General features: G+C 39.8%; 20 protein-coding genes. 9 read left to right on the forward strand and 11 right to left on the reverse strand.

Features of this window, described 5'->3' with window-relative positions; translation table 11 throughout:
• Positions 1-199 precede the first annotated feature (199 nt).
• Positions 200-385: a CsbD family protein gene (locus EHW67_RS08675; RefSeq protein WP_126161984.1), complete on the forward strand. Its 186-nt coding sequence runs from the start codon at positions 200-202 to the stop codon at positions 383-385.
• A 172-nt stretch (positions 386-557) separates the two neighbouring features.
• On the opposite strand, the gene EHW67_RS08680 is transcribed toward EHW67_RS08675, so the two are convergent.
• Positions 558-1,580: an AI-2E family transporter gene (locus EHW67_RS08680; protein ID WP_126161985.1), complete on the reverse strand. Its 1,023-nt coding sequence runs from the start codon at positions 1,578-1,580 to the stop codon at positions 558-560.
• Positions 1,581-1,626: 46 nt separating this feature from the next.
• Positions 1,627-2,028: a VOC family protein gene (locus tag EHW67_RS08685; protein WP_126161986.1), complete on the reverse strand. Its 402-nt coding sequence runs from the start codon at positions 2,026-2,028 to the stop codon at positions 1,627-1,629.
• 370 nt (positions 2,029-2,398) lie between these two features.
• On the opposite strand from EHW67_RS08685, the gene EHW67_RS08690 reads away from it, so the two are divergent.
• The 4 genes from EHW67_RS08690 to EHW67_RS08705 all read left to right on the forward strand — a co-directional run bounded on the left by EHW67_RS08690 (position 2,399) and on the right by EHW67_RS08705 (position 9,364).
• Positions 2,399-2,848, forward strand: coding sequence for a response regulator (locus tag EHW67_RS08690; protein ID WP_126161987.1), 450 nt, complete (start codon positions 2,399-2,401; stop codon positions 2,846-2,848).
• Between the two features lie 123 nt (positions 2,849-2,971).
• Positions 2,972-3,889 (forward strand): YihY/virulence factor BrkB family protein, encoded by a 918-nt coding sequence (locus tag EHW67_RS08695; RefSeq protein WP_126161988.1) that lies wholly within the window; start codon positions 2,972-2,974, stop codon positions 3,887-3,889.
• A 678-nt stretch (positions 3,890-4,567) separates the two neighbouring features.
• Entirely contained in the window at positions 4,568-7,699 is a 3,132-nt protein-coding gene (locus EHW67_RS08700) for a SusC/RagA family TonB-linked outer membrane protein (RefSeq protein ID WP_202911936.1), read from the forward strand.
• 12 nt (positions 7,700-7,711) lie between these two features.
• Positions 7,712-9,364, forward strand: a complete 1,653-nt coding sequence (locus tag EHW67_RS08705) for a RagB/SusD family nutrient uptake outer membrane protein (protein ID WP_126161990.1) — start codon at positions 7,712-7,714, stop codon at positions 9,362-9,364.
• Positions 9,365-9,560: 196 nt separating this feature from the next.
• On the opposite strand, the gene EHW67_RS08710 is transcribed toward EHW67_RS08705, so the two are convergent.
• From EHW67_RS08710 to EHW67_RS08730, 5 genes are read right to left on the reverse strand one after another with little or no spacing between them, the layout of a single operon-like run.
• A complete protein-coding gene (locus EHW67_RS08710; protein ID WP_126161991.1) occupies positions 9,561-10,361 on the reverse strand; it encodes an alpha/beta hydrolase in 801 nt (266 codons plus the stop codon).
• 9 nt (positions 10,362-10,370) lie between these two features.
• On the reverse strand, positions 10,371-11,489 hold the full coding sequence (locus EHW67_RS08715; RefSeq protein WP_126161992.1) for a Zn-dependent alcohol dehydrogenase: 1,119 nt from the start codon (positions 11,487-11,489) through the stop codon (positions 10,371-10,373).
• Between the two features lie 35 nt (positions 11,490-11,524).
• Positions 11,525-12,781, reverse strand: a complete 1,257-nt coding sequence (locus tag EHW67_RS08720; protein ID WP_126161993.1) for an NAD(P)/FAD-dependent oxidoreductase — start codon at positions 12,779-12,781, stop codon at positions 11,525-11,527.
• 15 nt (positions 12,782-12,796) lie between these two features.
• A complete protein-coding gene (locus EHW67_RS08725) occupies positions 12,797-13,105 on the reverse strand; it encodes a 2Fe-2S iron-sulfur cluster-binding protein (protein ID WP_126161994.1) in 309 nt (102 codons plus the stop codon).
• Positions 13,106-13,120: 15 nt separating this feature from the next.
• Positions 13,121-14,281 carry a cytochrome P450 gene (locus EHW67_RS08730; protein WP_126161995.1) on the reverse strand — a complete coding sequence of 387 codons (1,161 nt, stop codon included), beginning with the start codon at positions 14,279-14,281 and terminating at the stop codon, positions 13,121-13,123.
• Positions 14,282-14,487: 206 nt separating this feature from the next.
• On the opposite strand from EHW67_RS08730, the gene EHW67_RS08735 reads away from it, so the two are divergent.
• Positions 14,488-15,330 (forward strand): AraC family transcriptional regulator, encoded by an 843-nt coding sequence (locus EHW67_RS08735; protein WP_126161996.1) that lies wholly within the window; start codon positions 14,488-14,490, stop codon positions 15,328-15,330.
• A 449-nt stretch (positions 15,331-15,779) separates the two neighbouring features.
• A complete protein-coding gene (locus tag EHW67_RS08740) occupies positions 15,780-16,298 on the forward strand; it encodes an alpha-L-fucosidase (RefSeq protein ID WP_238389884.1) in 519 nt (172 codons plus the stop codon).
• Here the strand turns inward: EHW67_RS08740 and EHW67_RS08745 are convergent.
• The 4 genes from EHW67_RS08745 to EHW67_RS08760 form a co-directional block, all read right to left on the reverse strand.
• Positions 16,211-16,942: a sulfatase-like hydrolase/transferase gene (locus EHW67_RS08745; protein WP_126161997.1), complete on the reverse strand. Its 732-nt coding sequence runs from the start codon at positions 16,940-16,942 to the stop codon at positions 16,211-16,213. The genes EHW67_RS08740 and EHW67_RS08745 overlap by 88 nt on opposite strands.
• A gap of 115 nt (positions 16,943-17,057) precedes the next feature.
• Entirely contained in the window at positions 17,058-18,620 is a 1,563-nt protein-coding gene (locus EHW67_RS08750; protein WP_126161998.1) for an alpha-L-fucosidase, read from the reverse strand.
• 26 nt (positions 18,621-18,646) lie between these two features.
• The gene (locus EHW67_RS08755) at positions 18,647-20,041 is read right to left on the reverse strand and encodes a glycoside hydrolase family 28 protein (RefSeq protein ID WP_126161999.1); all 1,395 of its coding nucleotides are present in this window, start codon (positions 20,039-20,041) and stop codon (positions 18,647-18,649) included.
• Positions 20,042-20,047: 6 nt separating this feature from the next.
• Positions 20,048-21,736, reverse strand: a complete 1,689-nt coding sequence (locus tag EHW67_RS08760; RefSeq protein WP_126162000.1) for a sulfatase-like hydrolase/transferase — start codon at positions 21,734-21,736, stop codon at positions 20,048-20,050.
• Positions 21,737-22,198: 462 nt separating this feature from the next.
• Here EHW67_RS08760 and EHW67_RS08765 point away from each other — a divergent pair, with 462 nt between their 5' ends.
• Positions 22,199-23,746 (forward strand): alpha-L-fucosidase, encoded by a 1,548-nt coding sequence (locus tag EHW67_RS08765; protein ID WP_126162001.1) that lies wholly within the window; start codon positions 22,199-22,201, stop codon positions 23,744-23,746.
• 251 nt (positions 23,747-23,997) lie between these two features.
• Positions 23,998-25,014, forward strand: a complete 1,017-nt coding sequence (locus tag EHW67_RS08770) for a zinc-binding alcohol dehydrogenase family protein (protein ID WP_126162002.1) — start codon at positions 23,998-24,000, stop codon at positions 25,012-25,014.
• Positions 25,015-25,157 lie beyond the last annotated feature (143 nt).

Here is a 25,157-nt window from a genome sequence, read left to right on the forward strand (position 1 = left end):
GACGCCCTCCTCAACTGATACGGGCGGGTAAATGCCAGAGCACCTGTCTGCGCCAGGTAGGTTGAAGTCTCGATTATCGAGTAAATGTGTCAAAAATGAATTTCTTAGAATCAATGAACACCTTAAACAATACGTAACTTTATGATAGTTAAATTATTAACCCGTCTACCCAATAGGTAGACCTAAAAAATAAAGTACAATGAACAACGATCAATTGGAAGGAAAATGGAAGCAAGTGAAAGGACAGTTCAAACAAAAATACGGTGATATTACAGACGATGACCTTACCTATTCAGAAGGCAAGTTTGATGAAATGATAGGCCGTTTACAGGAAAAAACCGGTAAGAAAAAAGAAGAGCTAAAAGAAGAAATAAGCAACTTGTAAGAATTTGTGAAAGTTCCCCCCTAAATAACCCCAATCCTAGGATTGGGGTTATTTTTTTGTTTAAGGCCATTATCGGGTTTTAAACATATTGTAATATCATATATAAAGAAACCAACTTTAAAATGCTGTTCCTATAATCTTATTCAATTAAGTGACTAGGTAACAAGGGGTATTAAAGTTGTTCTCCTTGTTCTTTGGCGTATTCTTTTTTGTACATACGTACAATGATAAGAAAAAGACTAAGAAGCAGAGGTCCAAAAATTAGGCCTATAAATCCAAAAATGGGTACCCCCACAATTACACCTATAAGGGTAATCAATGGATGTACGTTATCCAATTTTTTAAGCACATAGAGGCGAAACAAATTATCTGTAGACCCTACAATAACAAAACCGTAGATCAAAATACCCCAGGCCTGAAAGGTATTACCAGTGGACAGGGCCAGTATAAAAACGGGCGCTATACCCAAAAGGGCACCAACAAAAGGGATCATAGACCCTATGGTTACAATTACTGCCCAGAAAACGGGGGAATTAATACCAAATATTAAAAACCCTATTAGTGCTATAACTCCTTGGGCTAGAGCCACCAAGGGAATCCCCAGGGCATTGGATCGGACCATGGCCCTGATTTCCTCTCCAATTATCTTTAGATTATCCTTGCTAATGGGAATATACTCGAATAGGGATTCCCGCAATTCCCTCCTGTTGGTCAACATATAAAAAAGCATGAAATACATAATGGCTACAGCAATAAAAATATTAAAGGTGCCCCCGGCAAAGCCCTGAAGGTTTTTGGATAGCCAGGTAGATACGGCGTTGGCATCTATTTGGGAGGTAACATCATATCCAAACTGATTTTCCAATTTGGCCATTTGGGTTTCTACCGCAGTAATCACTTTTTCAGAATTCTGAACGGCACTTTCCACCTTATTCCCCAGCATTAGAACAATACCAGAAATAGGCAATAAGATACCAACAAAGGACACTATAAGCAAAAAAGTGGCCGCCACATTGGGCAGCCATCCTTTTTTTACCAGCTTTGCCATGGGCTTGCGCAATAGCACATAAAAGGTTATTGCGCCCAAAACCCCAGAAAAATAAGGTAGTATTGCCTGAAATATTATGCCTCCAAGCAGAATAATGAGAAGTAATATAAAGATTTGACGGATAATTTTAGGGTCAATCTGAGACATACGCTTTGTTAATCAGTATTATTAACTGTAATTTAATCAATTAGGATTACAGATCACAATTGACCATCCAGTGAATTCCAAATTTATCTGTACATCGGCCATACATGGCCCCCCATTCTTTTTCCACAAAGTTGTGATTAACCTGACCGCCATCGGAAAGTTTGCGAAATAACTCTTTAGCCTTTTCCCGCTGATCCATATCTATAGCCATATGAATTTTATTACCATTGTTCAATGGTGTATCGGGTGCTGCATCATAAGCCATTAATTTTATGCCTTTCCCCTTTAGCTCTGCGTGCTGCAGTTGATGTCGGTACGATTCGGGAATATCCATTTTAGATTCTTCATAGGTTTGCTTATTTACTATCTCGGCATCAAAACAATCTGCATAAAAATTCAATGCCTTTAAACAATCTCCTGAAAATGCCAAATAAGCTTGTACGTTCATTTTTATTTTATTTTTAGGTTCAAACACAATGTATTGTATAAACAGCAATCCAATTTGTGCAATCCAATTTTATTTTATCTCGAATAAATAACGGGGCTTGGCGTGTACCCAGAACCCAATAATAGGAATCGACCCAAGGGTCGAGGCATTGAACCTGGATCCTGCAGAAAAAGGCGGGATTAGTTCAACTTTCAATTTTCAGTGCGTCCTACTGACTTCTCAAAATTGAGTTTCACTAATAAAAACCCCAACTATATAAAAAAGTAACCCGTCTGCATAAATTATTGGTTCATTGACAATTAAGGTTTTAAGATTGGCCAAAAAAGAATTATCTTGTATAGGCTTACTATTCTTTAAATAACCACGACCGATGACCGCTAACAAAAAACCAATAAAAATCTACCTTGCCGATGACGACGAAGATGATCTTATGCTATTCTCGGAGGCATTGGAAGAACTGCCCATAAACTGTAAAATGTACAATTTTAAAGATGGCATATATTTGATGGGCCAACTAATGGTCAAAGAAACCCCATTACCAGATTTAGTCATCCTAGATATAAATATGCCATTGATGAACGGTGCTGCCTGCCTGTTAAAAATTAGGGAAACCGAGCGTATTGGTTCCTTACCTGTCATTATTTATTCCAACTCCTTTGAAAAAAGTGAAGTGGAGAGTTTTAAAGATATGGGAGCCAGTGGGTACCTACAAAAGCCCAACTCCTTTAATCTACTTAAGACCTTATTGTACAAGTGCATCCAGCCATATGCGCAGGGAAATTACCAGAAAACGACCAACAACTTTGTTATTCAGGTGTAGGCAATAAGAGGATCTCTATTATCCTTTAAATTAAATAGGGTTAATATTTAGTGTTTTTAAGTTACAGAATTCGGGTTTATTCTGCTATGTTGTTGTTTAAAGATCTATTTAAAAATAAAAGACATGGGCAGCAATACGCAAGAAAAGTTTTCCCTAAAAGCCTTACCAGGTTTGATAATTGACACCTATAAGTCATGGATGTCCCACGACCCATTTAGGTCTAGTGCCGTAGTCGCCTATTATGCCATCCTTTCCCTACCTGCTCTTTTGGTCATCATAGTAAATGTTGTAGGAGCCGTTTGGGGCACAGAAATTGTACAGGGGAAACTAACCGAAGAATTCTCCATGGCATTGGGCAGTGATGCGGCAACATCCATACAAGGAATGATAGCCGAAACACAGAACGAGCATAAAAGTACACTCTCCTCCATTATAGGGGTTGGGGTACTGTTGTTTGCTGCAACTGGAGTGGTCTATCATTTAAAAATATCATTGAACGCCATTTGGAGGATAAAATCGGATCCCCAGGCCAAAATAAAAAAAGTGGTCTTGGACCGTATGCTAAGTTTTGCTTTTATACTGGCCATTGGCTTTCTATTGCTTATCAGTTTTATGGTAACGGCAGCCATATCGGTATTAAACGACTTTATACGTCAGGTCTTGCCCGATATTTTGCTCTATGTGGCCTATGGGATCGATTTTCTGATTTCTATAGCCATCATATCGGTACTTTTCGGGCTAATGTTCAAATACTTGCCCGATGCCAATGTAAAATGGCCATCGGTAAGGATTGGAGCCGTCATAACAGCCTTATTGTTCGTCCTGGGAAAATCGGCCTTGGGATATTATTTCGGACAGGCCGAACCCGGGTCCACATACGGTGCCGCTGGGACCGTTGTATTAATTCTATTGTGGGTATCCTACTCTTGCCTGATCCTTTTTTTTGGCGCCGAGTTTACCTATAATTATGCGGAGCGTTTCGGATCTGGCATAGAACCCAATAGCAGGGCGGTAGCCACTTCCAACCCCAAAACCACCTGATAAAACCTTAGTTAGGACAGGAATTTTAAAATCTATAAGACCCTCAGGGCAAATAAGTTTGTCCTTGATGAAGGGTGTAACTATATATCAAAGGGTTTGCTCCTATTAAGGTCTGGTTTTCTTCTTTAAATATCTGTCAAGAACGGTTTAGCAGCTCTAAAATCTTAAAACCTAACTACAATGTTAAGTTAATGTATATTCCAACTTATTGTGCAGAAAAGGTATTGATTTAATAGGAAACCCAGGGCCGCATTTATTTTACTACTCTGGCTAACAAGTCTTAGCATCCCACTTTAACTGGGTAATTAACACCAGGCCATACTACTTTTAAGGTGAAATTTCTCTGTAACCACAACTTCCAATATTAAATTTTAATAATGTATTGATTAAGGTTTCTTTAACAATAACAATGACCTTTTTTAACATGCATTTAAATTTTCAATTTTGCGCCTTGTAAGAAAACCTGAAAATTAAATGAGCTATATATGACCTAAAACTCTCCAGAAAAGCTGTAACCCTAAAAGTACTTTTTGCCTTTAAACTGTAGTATACGGCAGAGAAGTATAACATTCAAAACAAAAAATCAAATTCAAAACTCTATTTATTTTTATTATGCCAAACCCTCCACGGAACATTAAATGTTCGTATTCAAAATCACAAAGGACAAATATTAGTTCGTTGATTTTACTAGTATTCGTTGCTCTGTATTCTAACAGCCATGCACATGTAAACAATGATATTAATAACTATGTATATGATGCGTATCAGCAAACAGTATCAGGTAAGATTACAGATAGTTTAGGAGAACCGCTCCCTGGAGCGAGTATTTTGGAAAAAGGCACCTCTAACGGCACAACAACCGATTTTGATGGTAATTTCTCCATAGAGGTAACAGATGAAAATGCCGTTTTGGTCATTTCATATATTGGATTCACTACACAAGAAGTCAGCTTAAACGGAGACGCTAAAATCTCGGTAACATTATTGGAAAACGCCGCTGCCTTGGCCGAGGTTGTAGTTACCGGATATACGTCAGAAAGAAAAAGTGATCTAACTGGAGCCGTCGCTATTGTTGATATGGGCGATGTAGTAAGCCAACCTGTTGCCAGTGTCGACAATATGCTACAAGGCCAGGTTTCCGGTGTTAACGTCGTAAGTTCAGCCTCTCCTGGTGGCCCTAGTAGCCTTAGAATTAGGGGATATAGCACGATACGAAATAACGATCCACTTTATGTAATAGATGGTGTGCCTACAACTTCAGGCATCAACCTTATCAACCCAAATGATATTGAGTCGCTTCAAGTATTAAAAGATGCTTCATCATCCAGCATCTACGGTTCCAGGGCCGCAAATGGTGTTGTAATAATTACTACCAAAAAAGGTAAATCAGAGGAAACAAAGGTCTCGATCAACATGCATTCCGGTATTCAGAATACTACTAATTTACCAAATAATCTAAGTGCACAGAACTATGGAAATGTATATTGGCAAGGTTTTGCCAATGATGGAATAACACCTGCCCATGCCATATATGGCAACGGTACTTCTCCTGTAATTCCTGATTTTTTAGATGCTGAAAACACAATTCCTTCCGCTAACACGGATTGGGTCGGTGAAATTTTTGATCCAGCAATTATCCAATCTTATAACATAAGTTTGGCCAAAGGAGGTGAAAAGTCCCATAGTATGTTCTCATTAGGTTATTTTGATCAAGAAGGAACCTTGAAATACACAGATTTTAGTAGAATTACCACACGTTTGAACTCGGATTATAAATTGTTCAATGACGTTGTAACAATAGGCGAAAACCTAACCGTTGCTTACTCCAAAAGTGTTGGAACCAGTACTAATTCATTGTTGGGGAATGCCGTTTACGATGCCTTTAGAATTCCAAGTATAGCTCCAGTTTATGATATTAATGGAGAATTCACCGGTTATCCATTATCGGATACTCAAAATCCGTTAGGTAATTTATACCGAAATAAAGATAATGTTGAAAATAAGGTACGTGTATTTGGTAATGTATTTACCGAAATTCAACTTTATGAAGATTTAAAATTCAAAACTAATTTTGGACTTAATTACACTACATCCGATAGAACCTCATTTAGTCCCACTTATAAGGAGCCAAACCCACAGCGAGTAATCAATAGTTTATCTATCAGAAATAATAAGCAGTTCGACTGGGTTTGGTCTAATACCTTAAATTACACAAAAACTTTTGCTGATAGGCACAATTTTAGTGCCTTAGTCGGGATGGAAAGTATCGAAAATCTATATGAAGTTACTACCGCTTCTATTGATGATCTACCTACCAATGAACTAAACATTAGAATATTAAATGCAGGTGACCAAGGCACACAAACCAATAGCGGGGATAAAATAGAGTACTCCTTATTTTCGTATTTCGGTAAATTAAATTATACCTACGATAATAAATATTTGTTTTCCGCTACCTTGAGACGTGATGGTACTTCTAAATTATTAAATAATAGATGGGGTACTTTTCCTGCACTATCAGCGGGTTGGAAAATATCGGAAGAGAATTTCTTTAATAAGGAAGGGGCTTTGTCCAACTTAAAATTACGTGCTGGATGGGGTGTAACAGGTAATCAAGACATCCCTGCTTACCAAACACTATCTGGATATAGTAGTAATCCGTATTATTCCAATTACGCCATTGATGGAGCTCAAAACAGTACACAAACTGGTTTTACTTTATCCAGAATTGCGAACCCGGATTTAAAATGGGAAACAACTACACAGATCAATGTTGGTTTGGATTTTGGTTTTCTTAAGGATGCCTTGACTTTTTCTGCGGATTACTTTTATAAAAACACAGAAGATTTATTATTGTTTAAAACCTTGGCACCAGATCAAGCAGGTTTTTCCAATAGTGGTCAATGGCAGAATGTTGGTGAGATGGAAAACAAAGGTTTTGAATTTACCGCGGATTATCAAAGTGATCGTGCAAAAGACTTCAACTATAATATAGCTGTTAATTTCTCTGTTATTGATAATGAATTACTGTCATTAGGGGAAGGCATAAATTTTATAGAAACAGACCCTGGGGTTTTACATAGTGTAAATTTTGACCAGAATACCTCAAGAACTGCAGTTGGGCAACCAATAGCTTCGTTCTACGGCCATGTGGTAGAAGGTATCTTTTCTTCCGATGCCGAGGCGGCTTCCAGTAATCAGCCAAGTGCCGTTGCTGGGGATTATAGGTTTAAAGACATCAATAACGATAATGTTATAGATGATCTTGATCGTACTTTCATTGGTTCTCCGCATGCAGATTTTACATATGGCATTAATTTCACTGCCAATTATAAAGCACTGGATTTAACATTGTTATTTCAAGGTTCCCAAGGAAATGATATTTATGATTTGTCGCGATACTATACCGATTTTTTCAACTTGGCCAACTATAATAAGAACGATCGTATTCTAAATGCGTGGACACCACAAAATACGAATACCGATTTAGCTAGAGTTTCTTTAAATGACCCAAACAACAATATTAGACCATCTTCTTACTACGTACAAGATGGTTCATTCTTACGTCTAAAAACCTTTCAATTGGGCTACACCCTTCCTGAAAATGTAGCTGAAAAAATAAGAGCTTCGCGAATTAGAGTTTATTTGGAAGCATACAATTTATTTACCATAACAGGATACGAAGGTTTGGATCCGGAAATTGGTTTACAGAATTACGATTCCGATGATCGCAACCTGGATATTGGCGTAGATAGAGGTATATACCCAAGTTCACAGACATTTACTTTAGGTCTTAATTTCAACTTCTAAAAAAATATTAAAATGAAAAATATAGTCATATTATTTGCCTTAATTGGGTTATTGGTCTCCTGTAGCGATGAGTTCTTGGAAAAAGAACCATTTGGAGAGCTAACAGACGGTCAGGTTGAATTACCAGAAAATATAGAATCTTTGGTAATCTCCGCCTACAGCATATTAAATGGACAAGGTAATGAAGCCTCCAACGCATTTAACTCGCCCGCTTCCAACTGGAGTTTTGGCGATGTGCTTTCTGATGATGCCTATAAAGGTGGTGGCGGTACAGGTGACCAAAACCAAATTCACAGAATGGAAATTTACAATATTGACGGACAAATTATTGATGTTGTTCAAAAGTGGAGTGTACTTTATGAAGGGGTTTATCGTGCAAATACCGTCTTAAAGGCTTTAAAAAATACTACAGATTTTGATGAGGCTACCAAAACCCAACGCGTTGCTGAAATGCGTTTTTTAAGAGGTCATTTCTACTTTGAACTTAAGAAACTGTACAATAGAATCTCCTATACGGATGAGGATGGAAATTACTTGTCCAACACCCAAATTACTCCGGAAGAAATTTGGACAAAAATAGAGGAAGATTTTAATGCAGCCATTGCCGTTTTGCCGGAAACTCAAGCAGATCCAGGCAGACCAACCAAATACGCGGCATGGGCTTACTTGAGTAAAACTTATTTATACCAGGGAAAATGGCAGTTGGCCAGTGATGCTGCAGACGAAGTCATTTCTAAAGGAGGTTATAGTTTAACGCCTAATTTCAGTGAAATATTTATACCGGAAAACGACAATGGAGAAGAAGTTGTTTTTGCAATTCAATATTCAATTAATGATGGTTCTCCCAGTAATTATAATGGATCCATTGGTGATCGTTTAATGCCTCCTGGGGGGCCTAGATATCCGGCATACGGCTTTTTACGTCCTTCTCAGAATTTAGTAAATGCCTACAAAACGGACGTTGATGGAATGCCAATACTAGGAAATGTAGATCTTACCGAAACCGATAATGTAGACCCAAGATTGGATGTTACCATTGGACGACCAGGGATTCCTTATAAAGATTTAGGGATCAACTATGAAGAAAGTTGGGCTAGGGATTTAGCTACTTATGGCCCATATGGCCCTAAGAAAAGGGTGATTTCGGCAAATCATCCCGATTATTTACCATCTTGGCCTTATGTCACAGCTGCCAATTACAGTATTATTAGATATGCCGATGTTTTGTTATGGAAAGCAGAAGCAGAAATAGAGTTGGGCAATTTGGAAGAAGGGAGAACTTATATAAATATGGTAAGAGAGCGGGCAAAAACGGGCTGTTATATTCAAAACCTAGAAGGCACTGCAAATGCGGCCAATTACATGATCGACACCTATAATGATCCCTTTGATTCAAAAGAAGAAGCTACGATTGCTTTAAGAACGGAACGTCGTTTGGAAATGGCACACGAAGGTCATCGCTTTTTTGATTTAGTAAGATGGGGTATTGCAGCAGATGTTATAAACACCTATTTAGAAAAGGAAAAGATTGCTAGAGGCTTTTTAACCGGTGCTACCTTTGTTGCAGGTAAGCATGAATATATGCCAATACCTCAATCCCAAATTGATGCTGGTGGCAAAGATGAAAGTGGCAACCCACTCACCACCCAAAACCCAGGTTATTAAGCAATAGGATTAATTGTATTGCCAGTGAAAAAGGGAGTGGGATTAATTCTACTCCCTTTTTTAATTAAGGGAATATTTACTATTCTTTAATATCATAGAGCTACAAATAAAATGAATTAAATATAATCGGGGAAAATCCAAGGATGATTACCTGTTTCCTGCCAACTATGATCTAAGCTACCTGTACACTCAAGTTCTAGTCAATCTGCTGGTCAAAAAAACTTAAAGTTTGTTTCAAATGCCTCTGCCAATACGGCCATTCGTGCCCCCCTTCAAATTCTTCGTAGGTATGGACTATTTTTAGTTCTTGCAGTTCTTTGTGCAATGTCCTATTGGCTTCCAAGAGGTCATCACTTGTACCACAATCAAAGCGTAGGGCAGGCAATTGACCTTGTTGTTTTTTTATTAGGTCGATGACGTTTTTGTCCGAATCACCTATTTCGTAGGAAGCAAGGGGCTCTTCTACAAAGGCGGCCATCTGCTCAAACCTGGTTATGGCACTGTGGGCCGAAATAGCCTTAAATTTATGGGAAAATTGCCCTCCAAGCATCAAGGCACCATATCCGCCCATAGACAATCCCCCAATACATAATGGGGAGTTTTTGGTTGCTCCGGCCATAGTTTCAATTATGGCCTCTGGAACATCGGACACAATCCACTTGGCAAAGTCTTTTTCCCTATGGGACAAGTAGCCAGAACCATCACCCCAAAGTCCGTCCGAAGGCATGGCAATAATGGCAGGACGTATATCGCCCTTATCCATTAATCTTTTTGCCGTAATATGCGCACCACCTTTCATGGACCATGACCAGGAGCTGCCGTATACGCCATGTAAAAGTATATAGATCGGGAGGTCCCTATGATTTGCGGCGTTTTTTGGTACAAAAAGACAGATATCTCCCCTACCCTTCAAGTTTTTTGTTTTGATGGTTAAAAACCTCAGTTCATCATTTTCGTAGGCTTTATCGGAAAGTTCAATGGTTCTAAATTTGCTCATATCCTAAAATTAATTGAAAACTATTACACCCTTTGCATTTTTTCCTTGGAGCATATCGTCCAATGCCTGATGTAAATCTTCAAGTTGATATTCCCTACTAATCATCTGATCCAATTTTAAATCCCCCTTTTTGTATAATCGCATCAATTTTGGAAAATCAATTTCAGGGCGACATTTTCCGTATAAGGGATTGATGTATATTTTGTCCCATTCAAAGAGTCGCATATCAACCGTAATTTCTTCTTCAATGCCGCTTACTTGTACCGCCGTTCCCGCATTCCTGATCATGGCCAAGGGTGCAGCTCCCAAGGAGGGGATTGCAGTACATTCAAAAGCGTAATCGGCTCCTCTCCCATCAAACATTTTCTTTACTTTTTCCGCTACCTGGGCAAGTCCCGTATCGGTTCTATCGGCCAAGATAACATCGGTGGCACCAAATTGTTTGGCCAATTCCAGTTTATTTGGATTTATGTCTACCGCTAAAATACTTGCAGCACCGGAAATTGCGCAGGCGTTGATGACGTTCAATCCAACACCCCCACACCCCAAAACCACTGCAGAACTACCGGCTTTTAGTCGGGCCGAATTCACTACAGAACCGTAGCCCGTCATCACCCCACAGCTGACAATACTGGCGGCTGAAAAGTTTAGATTCTCATCATCAACCTTTACCAAAGCCGAGGCTTTTACCAGGGCATATTCACTAAGTGTTCCAATATTAAAGGAACGCTCTATGGGTCTCCCCTTCCATTGGGTACCTTCCAAATGGGCATGCCCAGGGGTATAGCCATTTCCTCCCGCAACAACGGGAGAATTATTCTCGCAAATATGCTGATTTCCTTCCTGACATTGGAAACAGCTCATACATGGAGTGGCCCAATTAAAAATAACTTGGTCTCCCTTCGCAAGGTTGTTAACGCCTGCCCCTACTTTTTCAACGATACCTGCCCCCTCGTGTCCCATAAGCACAGGCTTGCCCCAAGAAAGGGAATCGTAATCGGTATGGCATAGGCCTGCTGCCTTCATTTTCACCACTACCTCATCTTCAAGGGGTTCCCCAAGGGTAACATGGTCTATAACAAATTTTCCATCGCCGGTGGCTATTGCACTCTTTGAAATTATGGACATATTTTCCTTTTAATTTTTAAGGGACATCAACACCTTTATTTATTCGCCAATAGATGTATTGGCTTAAATTCCACTGCTGGGTCCGCCAGTTTTTCCTTATTAATTTTGTTGCCGATTTTAATAAATTTAGTGCCGTATACATAGGCCTTGGCATTGTTCACGGCATCAACGGCAAGGAGACGATCTCCCCTGAAATACCAAGCGGAAAAACATTTCTCCTTATCGGCTTCCCTCCGTAAAATTAGTTGGTCATATCCATTTGACAAACCTACCATCTGTAGTTTTACGTCATATTGATTAGACCAGAACCAGGGAATGCTATCGTATCTTGTTTCTTTTCCACACATGGCAGCGGCCGCCACTTTTGCCTGATCCACTGCGTTTTGAACTGACTCCAACCTTACAAAACGACGGTAATGTGGGTTATAATGAAAGGTACAATCCCCAATAGCAAAGATATCATCATCCAAGGTCTTGGCAGTTTCATCCACTTTTATACCGTTTTCAATGATGAGTCCGGCCGAGGCCGCCAATTCTGTATTGACAAGTATCCCTACACCAACAATGATAATATCGGCGATATAACTGGTTCCATCATCACATTTCACCACATTTTCTTTAGTATTGGTGTCAATAGCGATTACATTCTTATTACTGAAAATAGCAACGCCATTTTCAGCGTGCAGATTTTGAAAGAAGGCGGACATTTCCGGTGCGGTAACCCTGGCCAAGACTCGATCTTCACGTTCCAATACCGTAACCGAAGCTCCTATTTTTTTTAAAGAGGCAGCAGTTTCAAGACCTATAAACCCTCCCCCAATAACAATTACCCTTTTATTATCACTTGCCGCCAAGCAGGTTCTAATGTTGGTCACATCGGCAGCCGTGCGCAGTGGGAAAATATTATTTGAAGACATTAAACCGGGAATTGGCGGTATAATAGGGCGGGCTCCAGTAGCTAGGACCAATTTGTCATAACTATGCTGCGTGCCATCATTGAGAACAACCTGCTTTTTCTCTCTTTTGATGGCGCTTACCTTAATCCCCAGTTTTAGGGTTATCCCTTCCTTTTCATAACTCTCGGCAGATTTCAATAGGTTTTTATCAATGTCATCATCACTTGTTAGATATGTTTTGGATAAAGGGGGGCGATGATATGGAAGCAAGGGATCGGCATCATATAAGATGATATTGCCCTCCCAACCTTCGCGCCTTAATGCAAAGGCAAAATTCACCCCTGAATGGCTTGCGCCGATAACGACGCATATTTTACTGTCCTTGATTTCGGTCATTATTGGAGGTGTAAATTATTTGGCAACCCTTAGGACCACTCCGTCCAAATGATCCCCTATTTCCAACTGACAGCACAAACGACTAAATTCGTCGGCATTATCGTCCAGTTCCAACATATCAGCTTCTATTTCACTTGCTGTACCTGTTTTTTTCATATCCTCAGGGCTAACATGAACGTGGCAGGTAGCGCAAGAACAAACACCCCCACAATCGCCGTCTATTCCTTTTACTCCGTTCTCAACGGCTAAGGCCATAACGGATCCTGAGCTTCCTTCTAAGGTAATACTTTCATTATCACTTGTAATAAATGTGATCTTTGCCATAATCGACTTTATATTTTAGGTTAATTTATTAAACTTTACATTTATTCGGTCGTATCCCACCTTTCGCTCAAATTCATCTAGAGACTCAATGTTTTCCTTGTAGTCCTGAATCTCTATGGAACCTACTTTGGTTGCCAACGTATTTAATAAGATTTTTAGTATTTGTCTGGCATGGGTTGCACCAAGACAGTTGTGATGACTAAAACCAAAACCTACATGTGGGTTTATTTTCCGGTCCAGGACAATCTCATTGGGGTTTTCAAATACGGCGGCATCCCTATTGGCAGAGGCCCAACATAAGGATACCCGAGTATCTGCTTTAATGGCATGCTCACATACTGCAGTGTCTTCCGTTACTACACGGCCCATTTGGGTCAAGGGAGAAAAGTATCGTATAAATTCCTCTACAGCCTTTCCTGCAATCTCGGGTTCCTTACGGAGGCGCTCCAGTGATTCTGGATACTCAGCCAGATAGGCAATGGAATTTGTAACGGCATTGATAACGGTATCGCGCCCACCGGCGAAAGTGAGTACCATAACCCCTTTCACCTCTTCCTTGCTAAGTTTTCTACCTTGAAAATCAGAAGATAGCAATACAGAATACATATCTTCCCCGGGTTTAGCAATGGCGCGTTCTATCTGCTGGTCTATATAATCATAAAGAATGTTGGCCTTATCCGCATCCAAGGCTTCCCCTTCACTTCTAAAAACGTGGGTGCCCCAGGATATCCAAGTTTCGGATTCCGAAAAAGGAGTATTGAGCAATAATGTTAAAGCCCTTGATTGTAGTGGCAGTGCAAATTGATTGACTACCTCTACCCTATCATTATTCAAACATTCATTCACCAAAGATTCTATTTGTTCCTTTAATTTTTCTTGATATTCAGCCTGTAACGGACGTTTAAACCAAGGCTCCACTATAGCCCTATATTCCCCGTGTACGGGAGGGTCCACCTCAAATGGAATTTGACGGGTGTCGCGAATATTCACCTCAGAAGGTACAACGATACGCCCCGGTTGGGCAGCAGATTGAAAAGTTTTGTAATTATGTGCTGTCTTTCTAACATCTTTGAGCCGCAATAGCATGGTTACCGGATCGTCCTGGTCATTCAATTTGCCAAAACCTTTTTCCACCCTCGCTTTTTCAAAGGGATCTGGTAGTTCACTTTTTTCCATAATACAATTCTTGATTCTACATTAATTAAAGGTAATTCCCAATAGTGATACAAAATTGGCAATAATATAATCCCAATAAGTAACCATTTATGACCAATAACTTAACTATTCTGTTTTTCATTTGTCAATTATCTGTAATTTAGGGTAAAATAAATCAATTAGTAAGGTTATACAGTCTATAGTTATTCCAAAATTTCAAGTAAATTATGAAGCCGATCCTTGAACCCATTCCTTTTAATAAACAACAAACCATTAAAGGATTTCACTACGTTGACAAGGATTTTGCAACCCCATGGCATTTTCACCCCCAACACGAACTTACCTACATAGAATCCAGTGTAGGAACAAAGTTTATAGGGGATCATGTTGGGCCATATCAGCCTGGGGAATTGGTACTTTTACGTTCCAATCTGCCCCACTGTTGGACTAACCACAAACAGCAGCTGTCAGATTCAAGATCGCTAGTGATACAATGGAACAAAGGTATCTTTGGAAAGGCGCCGGAACTTGCAGCTGTTTTTGAAATGTTAAAAATGGCTTCCAAGGGTATTATGTTTGATGCAGAGGTAATAGCCGTTGTTTTGCCACAACTTAAAAATATGATGCAATTAAAGGGACAAGGTCTATATCTGGAATTATTGTCCGTTCTTATCACGTTGTCCACAAGTTCGTATAAAACCCTATCGGTATCTAGCTTTGAGGAAGACTTGCCTACGGAATACGGTACCCGTATGACCAAAATTCATGATTTTGTGGGGGCGCATTACCACCGAAAAATATATTTGAAGGAATTGGCAGATTTGGTAAATATGTCCGAGCAATCCTTTTCACGTTTTTTTACAAAAATGATGGGGCGTTCTTTCTTTACCTTTTTAAACGAGTATCGTATTAATGTTGCGGCAAGAATGTTAGTGGATTCGGAGGCTTCCGTTTCCCAAATTGGTTTTGCCTGTGGCTATGAATCCCCTCCTTTCTTTTTTAAAAAATTTAAAAGTATATTCAAGGTTTCTCCCGCAAAGTATAGAAAAACATATTTGGGCCAAGTCTAAAATATGGACTGTTGCCAGGAAAGTTATAATGCCTCAACATTCAATTTTTGCTGCTACCCTCCGCTCTTCAAGACCAACAAGTAAGTAGCAATTTACGGGTTATTAAGTTGATTATCAATAGGTTTATATCCTATTAAAAAATTCAAAAAACCATTTGTTGCAGAATTTGGAGCATACGGAATTTTCAGATTAGAGCCTTAAGTTGGTATTTACTCAATCCAATACAGTGAGTGCAATAAGCTCCTTTTTTTAAAATAAAAAATGGTGGGTATAAAAAAATTGTAATACTGGGATCGATCCTGTTGGTTGATATCATGTATAACAGAGAAAAAGATGGTGGCCGAAACGTTCCCTGAGGTAGTAAAACATTTTGAGTCTAACTGGAAGTCTATCTATAAAAAAATTACAAATATCCCGAATGGATTGGCAATGATAAGTTTGGTATTTTCATACATTGGGGAGCATATAGCGTACCCGCGTTTGGCTCAGAATGGTATCCTCGACAAATGTATATGGATACAGCAACCTTTTTCGCCCAACTTAAATTGGGAAAAAAAGGGCCCAATGCCACGTACCTACATCACAAAAGGACTTGGGGCGATCAAAAAGAATCTGGTTATAAGGATTTTATACCCATGTTTAAAGCAGAAAAATTTGATGCCGCCGCCTGGATAGACCTCTTTAAAAAATATGGAGCCAGATATGTTGTTCCCGTTGCAGACCATCATGACGGTTTTGCCATGTACATATCCAATACCACAAGATGGAATGCGTATGACATGGGACCCAAAAGAGACGTACTGGGGGAGCTATTTAAGGAAGGCCGAAAGCAAGGTCTAAAAATGGGGGTCTCTCCCCATTTCGCCTTTAACTGGTCTTTTTACAACAAAAAAGATAAGTTTGATACTACGGACCCTGAATACTGGACCACTTTTTTTATACCTAAAGTGTCTATGTCCGTATTCTGAAGGTTTATATTTTGGCCATCAGCACCTTTAAGCTGCATTAAATATTCAACTTCTCCGGAAGGAAATAATTGATCAAATTTTAAATTTCTGCCATTGGTAATGTACATAGATGAGCCCGCACTAGGGTTTATATCAAAATGTAGCTTTTCAAAACTCCTATAAATAACATCGTCTATGACAATTGCGGGGCGATTATCCTGGCCCCTTGGTTCCATACTTACATTTTTCACTGTTAAGCCTTTACCGTGCCTTAAATACATTCCATAAGACGGCAGCGGCCCAAAAAACAATTGCTCAGGGTAACGCGCTTCATCCTCAGGAATATTTTGGCCATGTCCCTGCAATTCAAAAAGGTTTCTTCCTGTCAATAACATCGCTCTACTGGGTATGCAAGTGGCTCCGGAAAAAGAGCCCATTAAATAACCATTGTCAAAGGAAATACCATCTGCGGCAAGGGCATCCATATGGGGAGTCTGCAGCTGCATGCCTCCCAAACTGTGAACCCCGGAAAATCGGTGGTCATCCGTGTAGATTACCAAAACATTTGGTTTTTTGTTTTTTTTCCCCTGTGCGGAAACCGGCCCTACCGAAAAGGCACAGAGAAGGGTTATGAATAATTTAAGAACGGTTTTTATATGGTTCATTTCTTTCTGGTTTACTTTTTTAATGCATTGGGCAGGTAAAGTGGTGCCAAATAATTAAGTATGAACTTTTATTACTTGGCAAATACTTTATTCTTTCCAGTTTCTCTTAAAATTGTTATTCGGATATAATCTTAAAGGCAAAAGCATGGTCACCTACTTTTTCATGGGGCAATTGAATACGGAGCCCCTTGTCCCCTACTTTAAAGTCCAATGGCTTTTTATAGCCCAGTAACTCAATTTTCTTAATATTCTTTGAATAGTATTTATTGTCTTTTTTTAAGGTGGTTATGAGCATCTCGCCATCAGCGGGCCAATCCAAGGCAATGGCGTACAAGCTACCCTCTTTGGTCGTAAAGCGAATATCTTTAGAGGTATTATCCGGATTACTACGTTCGCTCAAATGGCCTTCAACCACCTTGGTCCCGCCTTCACCGTATACCGCAAATGTTCTTGTGCCATATATAGCCTCCCCATTTACCCTTAGCCATTGTCCCATTTCCAAAAGTCGTTCCTTTACAGGTTTGGGAATTTCACCGTTGGCTTTGGGGGTAATATTTAAAAGTACCGCCCCATTTTTACTAACCACATCTACCAAAAAATCTACCAGCCTATTGACGGATTTATAATCTGGATTCTTGATATGGCTCCAAGAATTCCAATCGATGGAATCATCTGTTAACCAGGGAAAGTCTTTTTTCTCGCTCATCCGGGCCCGTTCCAAATCCAAAACGGCACTGCCTTTGGCAAAATCATAGAACTTATAGGTAGAGACTACCTCTTGTTTTTTCTTAGCGGCCTGATTGTAATAATATTCTAGGAATTCTTTACGATATGTTTCTCCAATGACATCCATTTTATTGTCGAACCACACCAAATCGGGATCGTATTTGTCAATAATTTCCTTTAGCCTGTCCAACCATTCCTTATTAAAGTTTTCGTCGGCAAGGGGATAGTATTTTTTAATTCCTGCATCAATATCATGTGTTGAAGGAGGGTATTGAAAGTCGCCCTTTTTCATTTTAGGTCCGTATAGGCCTGCATATTTGGGGTCACTGGCGTCCGTAGTTTCATCCCAAGTAGGATACCAACCCAAGAGCCATTGCCTATGAAAGGTGGCAATAAATTTCATATCCCTTTTTCTGATCTCATGTGCCAGTTCCCCCATAATATCCCTTTTGGGACCCATTTCTTTAGCGTCCCACGAAGTAAGTTCACTATCCCACATAGCAAAGCCATCTGCGTGTTCCGAAACAGGCCCGGCAAATTTTGCCCCAGCTTTTTCAAAGAGATCGGCCCATTGGGCAGCGTCAAATTTTTCTGCCTTGAACATGGGTATAAAGTCTTTATAGCCAAAATCCTTTAAAGGGCCGTATGTCGCTACATGATGTTTATAGTATTCACTGGCCTCGCCGTTCTTTGCTTCTGGATTGTTTTTATGTACATACATCCAATGGGAATACCATTCATTTTTGAATTCAGGAACGGAGTAAGGCCCCCAGTGACAATAAATACCAAACTTGGCGTCCAAGAACCACTCAGGTGTCTTGTGCTGTTTTAGGGACTCCCAATCGGCCTGATAGCTAATATCTTGCCCTCTATTTATCTGTATTCCCAACAAGGTTAGTATACCCAAGAAATACCATTTGGTTGCAGATGGTTTTAGTTTGTTGAATTGCATATATTCTTTTTTGAATAGTTCAATTGTTAATTTATATTGATTTGTGATACAGGAACCAATTTGCGGTTCGCACGGACACCATTAATTTCTGCGTGTAGTACATCGTCCAATACTATTGGGTCCCGTAGATCCTTATTTAAAACAATTAGGTTGAAATTGTCTATGACCAGTCCATCAATATGTCGCGCGTAAATCCCCGAGGCAGGCAGGGTACCTACCAAACTGAACTCTGGCCACCATCCATTAAGCACTTCTTGTGTATATTCCTTTATTTCCAATTTATTGGCATCTTCCGCCGTTCCTCCTCCGGAAACCCCAAATTGAACATCCTTTATGGAGATGTCCTCTATACGATGTCCTGGAAATCCGGTCAGGAAGAAGGCCGAATTTTTATCTAACATGGAATTATCCACTACCACGTTGCTAAAGCTAAAATTGTGCATTCTTTTTAAAGGTTCCAGCTCGCCTTCAGGAGTTTCCATAGAGGCCCTTTGTTGGGTGAAGGACATAAATATAGGCCGTGGCACGTTCTCCATAACCAAATTACTAAAGACCATATTCTTCATTTCACCTCCTTCATTCTGTTGAATTTTGAGTCCCGAATCCTGAATATTCTTGAAAGTACAGTTGGTTACGGTGACCGATTCTATATTGCCCCTAGAGAGTAGGCCTATGCGCATACCGCCCCATTTGGTGCTAAAATGGCAATTGCTAACCGTGATATTTTTACAGGGCCTGTCTGGTCGTGAAGCCTGCAGACAGATGCTATCATCACTGTTATCAAAATTGCTATTGACAACGCGAACGTTAGTACATCCGTCAAAATCCAAGCCATCACCATTATTGTTTACCCGGCTTATAATATTGATGCCGCTTACACTAATATTATTGCAATATAACCAAGCTGAGGTCCATGCCGCCGGATTGATCAAGGTGATATAGCTCAGGTGAATATCGGTTACGTTCACAAACCTGACCATCATAGGACGCCCTCCATTGGCCTTGGTAAAGTTCTTTTGGTGGCCGTTCCCATCTATAGTCCCATAGCCTTCTATGGCAATGGAGCGGGCATCTTTCGCGAATATCAGGCAACGATCCATATGAGGTTCGTTTTTATACATATTTTTATGGGTGTCTGCGCTATAGTCTTGGTAATTTGGACTTCCTAAGAGTACGGCACCGTTTTCTACGTGCAGGGTTACATAATCTTTTAAATAGATGGTTCCGATCAAAACGGTTGTTCCCGAGGGTATAAGTACCCTGCCACCGCCATTTTGAGTACAGGCGTCGATAGCGCTTTGCACTGCACGGGTGTCCAAAGTAGTCCCATCCCCTTTGGCTCCATAATCCAATACATTGAAGTCCTTGGCCAGCAATGACAAAGGAAGATAGATCAGAATAACAAGAATTAATCTTTTCATGTTTTATTATTTGGGTTCAATGATCAAACCCCTTTCTGCTTCACTGTCTGCGGTGTACCGCAGTACCATTGGAGCATCTTCCCCCCTAGCCAATTTTATTTCCCGTTCCCATACCAACCTCATCTTTTCCAGTTCTTCGGTGTAGGCATCGTCCATCGCCAAATTGGTAGTCTCGTCGGGGTCGTTCTTTAAGTTAAAGAGTTCTTCATAAACCGCTTGTTCCCCGTTTAAAGGGCCTTCCACAAAATCCCGGTATAAGGCTATGTCCGGGTCGTGGACCTGATATAACATACTGTTTATATTTATACCCATTGCTTTGGCGGTTGCTATTTTTTTATTCGCGGATAGATTTTCATTCTTGTAATATCTTATGTATTTCCATTCCATGTCCTGTACCGCTTCGCATCTTGGGTTGCCAAATTGGGTAGACCATAAATTTTCGGTAAAGAGAAATGGCCGCACTGCAGTTTGGGAGCCAGAAAGTATGCCGCCTAAATCTTTACCCTGATAGCTATCAGGAATGGCAACATTGGCCATTGTCAACATGGTTGGGGCAATATCGATACTTTGCACCAAGGCATCGGAAGTTTTTCCACGAGTAGATTTTTTTGATTTGGGATCAAAAATAATCATAGGTACATGGGTCGTAACCTCATAGCAAAATGCCTTACCTCCAAGACCGAACTGCCCCATAAAAAGTCCGTGGTCCGAAGTGAATACTAGGACCGTATTCTTATTCAGTTTCTGATCTTTCAAGGTTTTTCTAAGTTGTCCTACCAAACGATCTATTCCGGTCATGGCCTCCATTTGCCTTATGTAGCGCTCTCGATAGCCTTCGGGGGTGTCTACATAATTATAGCCAAGCTGTCTATCGTTGGCGCGATGTATTTCTTTTGGTAGTTTGGGATCTTTAATGTCTTTTCTGGCCACATAGTTTTTGGGCAGGGGAATATCCTTATCCCGATATAATGTCTTATAGATGTCATCATCGGAATCCCGCATCTCCATACTTCCCGTACCCGCTCCATGGGGAAGATTAAAACATACCGATAACATAAAGGGTTTATCAGCTGGGCGTTGATCAATGAATTTTAATGCTCCTTTCAATTTTTGCTCGTTAGACAGAAAATCATGTATGCCCTCCCCCACTACTTCAACTTGGGTATCCATTTTTGCATCTTTGAAAATCGTATGTCGTTCCTTAGGGTAGAAACCCAAATGCCCATGTCCGGCATACCAATAGTCAAAGCTTTTTTCCATCATACCACTATCATAACCCCCATTACCTACAGGCACATGGTTTTTACCTATCCATCCGGTGTAATAACCATTGTCACGCATAACCACTGGATACGTATTTTTCCAACCCTCCTCAGACAAACTGGTTCCCGAATTAAAATTCACACCGTGTTTGCGCTCAAATTGGCTGGTGAGTATACTTGCCCGGCTGGGAGTACAAATGGCACTGGTAATATGGGCATTGGTAAAAAGAATACCGTCTTCGGACAATTTATCCAAATTTGGTGTTTTTACAATTTCATTTCCTGTGCAGCCCATCATCCCATATTGCTGGTCATCCGTAAGGATGAATATAAAATTAGGCCGTTCCTGTGCTAGCGATTTGGCAAAGGGGATCGTTAATAGTAAGACTATAACGAGCAATTTGAAAGCTCTGGTTGACTTATTTTTTTTCATTTTCTATTAAGTATTTCGGTTTAAAAGTTAGTTCCTCCTCTGGTATTTGTTTCGGAGACCTAAGTAATTTAATATTGAAGGCACCGCCAACCAAAAAATGAAGTTGATATATTGATGTGAAATTCCATAATTATTTTCTGACCTGGGACAACAAATTATTCAAATGGTGCAACAGATGATTTATTCTACTGCATAAAAGCAATATTACCTCCAAAACATATTGACTTTCAGTAGTTTTAGTTCTTGTCCATTTTGGTCCACATTGAAATTAGGAAAGTTGCGATCACCATTTTAAATGGGGTGAATTGACAAAAATTGATAAAAAAACACGCAGTTTTAAGAAACAAGAACCATTTGTTGCATCAATTTAAACATTAGTAGCTAGCCCTCGTGGGCAAAATTTGGAATTTAGCATCGTTATAACGCAGATATCGTTATGCATTAACATTAAATGATTAAATTATGACCCGGAAATTCCCACTCCTATTGGTTTTAGGACTAATAGTAATAGGTGCTTGTAAGACAGATAAGAAAGTAGAACAGTCTATTGCCAAGACCAACGAAACCTCTCCCAAATTTGAACCCAATTGGGAGTCTATCAAAAAAAATTACAAGGACCCAGAATGGTTCAGCAATGATAAGTTCGGTATTTTCATCCACTGGGGCGCCTATAGTGTTCCTGCCTATGGTTCCGAATGGTATCCTAGACAAATGTATATGGATACTGCAACATTTTCGGCTCAGCTAAAATTGGGTAAAAAAGGACCCAATCCTACTTACCTACATCACAAAAAAACGTGGGGAGATCAAAAAGAATTTGGATATAAGGACTTTATTCCAATGTTTAAAGCGGAAAAATTTGATGCAGCGGAATGGATAGATTTATTTAAAAAATCGGGAGCCAGATACGTAGTTCCCGTTGCCGATCACCATGACGGTTTTGCCATGTATAAATCCAATACCACTCGTTGGAATGCCTATGATATGGGACCCAAAAGAGACGTTCTGGGTGAGCTTTTTAAAGAAGGGCGTAAACAGGGCCTTAAAATGGGCGCCTCCTCCCATTTTGCATTTAACTGGTCCTTTTATAATAAAAAGGACAAGTTTGATACCACTGATCCGGACTATGCCGATTTGTATTCCAGTAAGGGAAAAAATTTGAAAGAGCCGGTATCGGATAAGTTTAAACAGCGGTGGTGGGATCGGACAATAGATCTAATTGACTCATATCAACCAGATATATTGTATTTTGACTTTTATGTAGATATTGAAGATTTTGCAGAATTACGCCCAAAATTGGCAGCTTATTACTATAATAAAGGTGTAGAATGGGGTAAAGAAGTACTAATCAATGATAAGAACTTTGGCCACGAAGCTTTTCCTGAAGGCACTGTAATCTATGACTTGGAACGTGGAAAACTTCCTGGAATTAGAAAACTGCCCTGGCAGACCGATACTTCTATTGGCAAGAACTCTTGGTCCCATGTTACTAATTGGGATTCTAAAACCGCCAATCAACTAATTGATGATTTAGTTGATATTGTTTCCAAGAACGGTAATTTATTATTAAATGTTGGCCCAAAGGCAGACGGAACTATTCCAGATGACCAAAAAGAGATTCTCTTGCAGATAGGTGATTGGCTTGCGGTAAACGGGGATGCCATATATGATACCAGATATTGGAAAACATTTGGTGAAGGTCCTACAGAAGTGAAGAAAGGACACCATTCTGAAGGACAAAATAAAGAGTTTACTGGGCAGGATATCCGTTTTACCAAAAAAGGCGACAAGCTGTTCGCCATTATGTTGGCATGGCCGGCAAATGGGAAAATTAATATCGAATCCTTGGGAAGTAAAAGTGAATACGCTAAAGATATTACAATTAAAGAAGTTCGTTTATTGGGCAGTGATGCCAAATTGAAGATTAATCAATCCGAAGATGGTCTTCTAGTTGATAATTTAGGTGAAAAATCAGGAGAATTTGCCCATGTGTTGGAAATTAGCCTATAGCATTGTTAAGTTGATTAGTTGAATTAGTATTTGTTAGAGCGCACTTGTCCGAGTGCGCTCTATTTAGATTAGTATACCTCTTCCTATAGGGTTAAAACTTAATAAGACCAATTATTACACCAAGTTGATGTATTAGTCCCCATAGAAATGCTATAAAAAAATAGTTTTAAAGTTTAAAAATATGACACTGTTTCGATAGATAAATTAAGATAATCTAAAATAAAAGAACAGTTAACCTAAAAAAAGATAGAATGAATTATATAGTTTGTGAGAAACCAGGAGAGTTTATTTTAAAAGAAAAGGATGCTCCAGCCAAAATTAAAGGAGAAGCCTTATTACGCGTCAAGAAGGTGGGTATTTGCGGAACGGACTTACACGCTTATGGCGGTAACCAAGCTTTTTTTACCTATCCCAGAATTTTAGGGCATGAACTTGCTACGGAGATCTTGGAGATAGAGGAGAACGATAAAGGCCTAAAAAAGGGTAACAATGTAGTGGTGATGCCTTATATAAGTTGTGGTACATGTGTCGCATGTAGAAACGGTAAAACCAATTGCTGTACCAACATTGCCGTACTGGGAATCCACACTGACGGTGGAATGCAGGAATCCATATCCGTTCCAATAGATTTGTTGATCCCGGCCCAAAACCTAAGCGATAATCAAATGGCGGTGGTGGAACCTTTGGCCATTGGGGCACATGCCATCCGCAGGGCCAATCTTAAAAAAGGAGAAACCATCGTGGTGGTAGGATGTGGGCCAATAGGCATTGGAATATTAAAATTGGCACAGATTGCCGGAGCAAAAGTGATTGCCATTGATATGAACCAAGGTAGATTGGATTATGCCAAAGAAAAGATCGGGGTAGATCATATTGTAATGGGCGGTAAAGATGCTGTAGAACAAATAAGGGAAATTACCAATGGCGATATGTGTGCCGTGGTTTTTGATGCTACGGGACACAAAGGTGCCCTGGAATCTGGCCCTGACTATATGTCCCATGGAGGACGCTATGTCCTTGTTGGACTTTCCAAGGGAGAGCTCACCTTTGTGCATCCGGCCATACACGCCAAGGAGTCTACCATCCTTTGTAGTAGGAATGCTACTTTGGAAGATTTTGAAAACGTCATTTCAATTCTAGAAAAAGGACAATTTCCTATTGATTCCTTTGTTACCCACAATGTACCCTATACGGAGATGATAGCCAATTTTGACCATTGGGTAGATCCAAAAAATGGAGTTATAAAGGCTATGGTAGATTTTTATTAATGCCCCGAAGCGTTTGGAACGCTGAGTGAGGTTTTCATTTGCCAGTAATGGTATATGCCCCTTGCGAACATTACACGCATGGGAATGCTAAGATTATAAAATTGGAAAGTAGAAAGGACCATTACGGTGAGAGTAACGGTTTA

Source organism: Arenibacter aquaticus, from assembly GCF_003957295.1.
GTDB classification, from domain to species: Bacteria; Bacteroidota; Bacteroidia; order Flavobacteriales; family Flavobacteriaceae; genus Arenibacter; species Arenibacter aquaticus.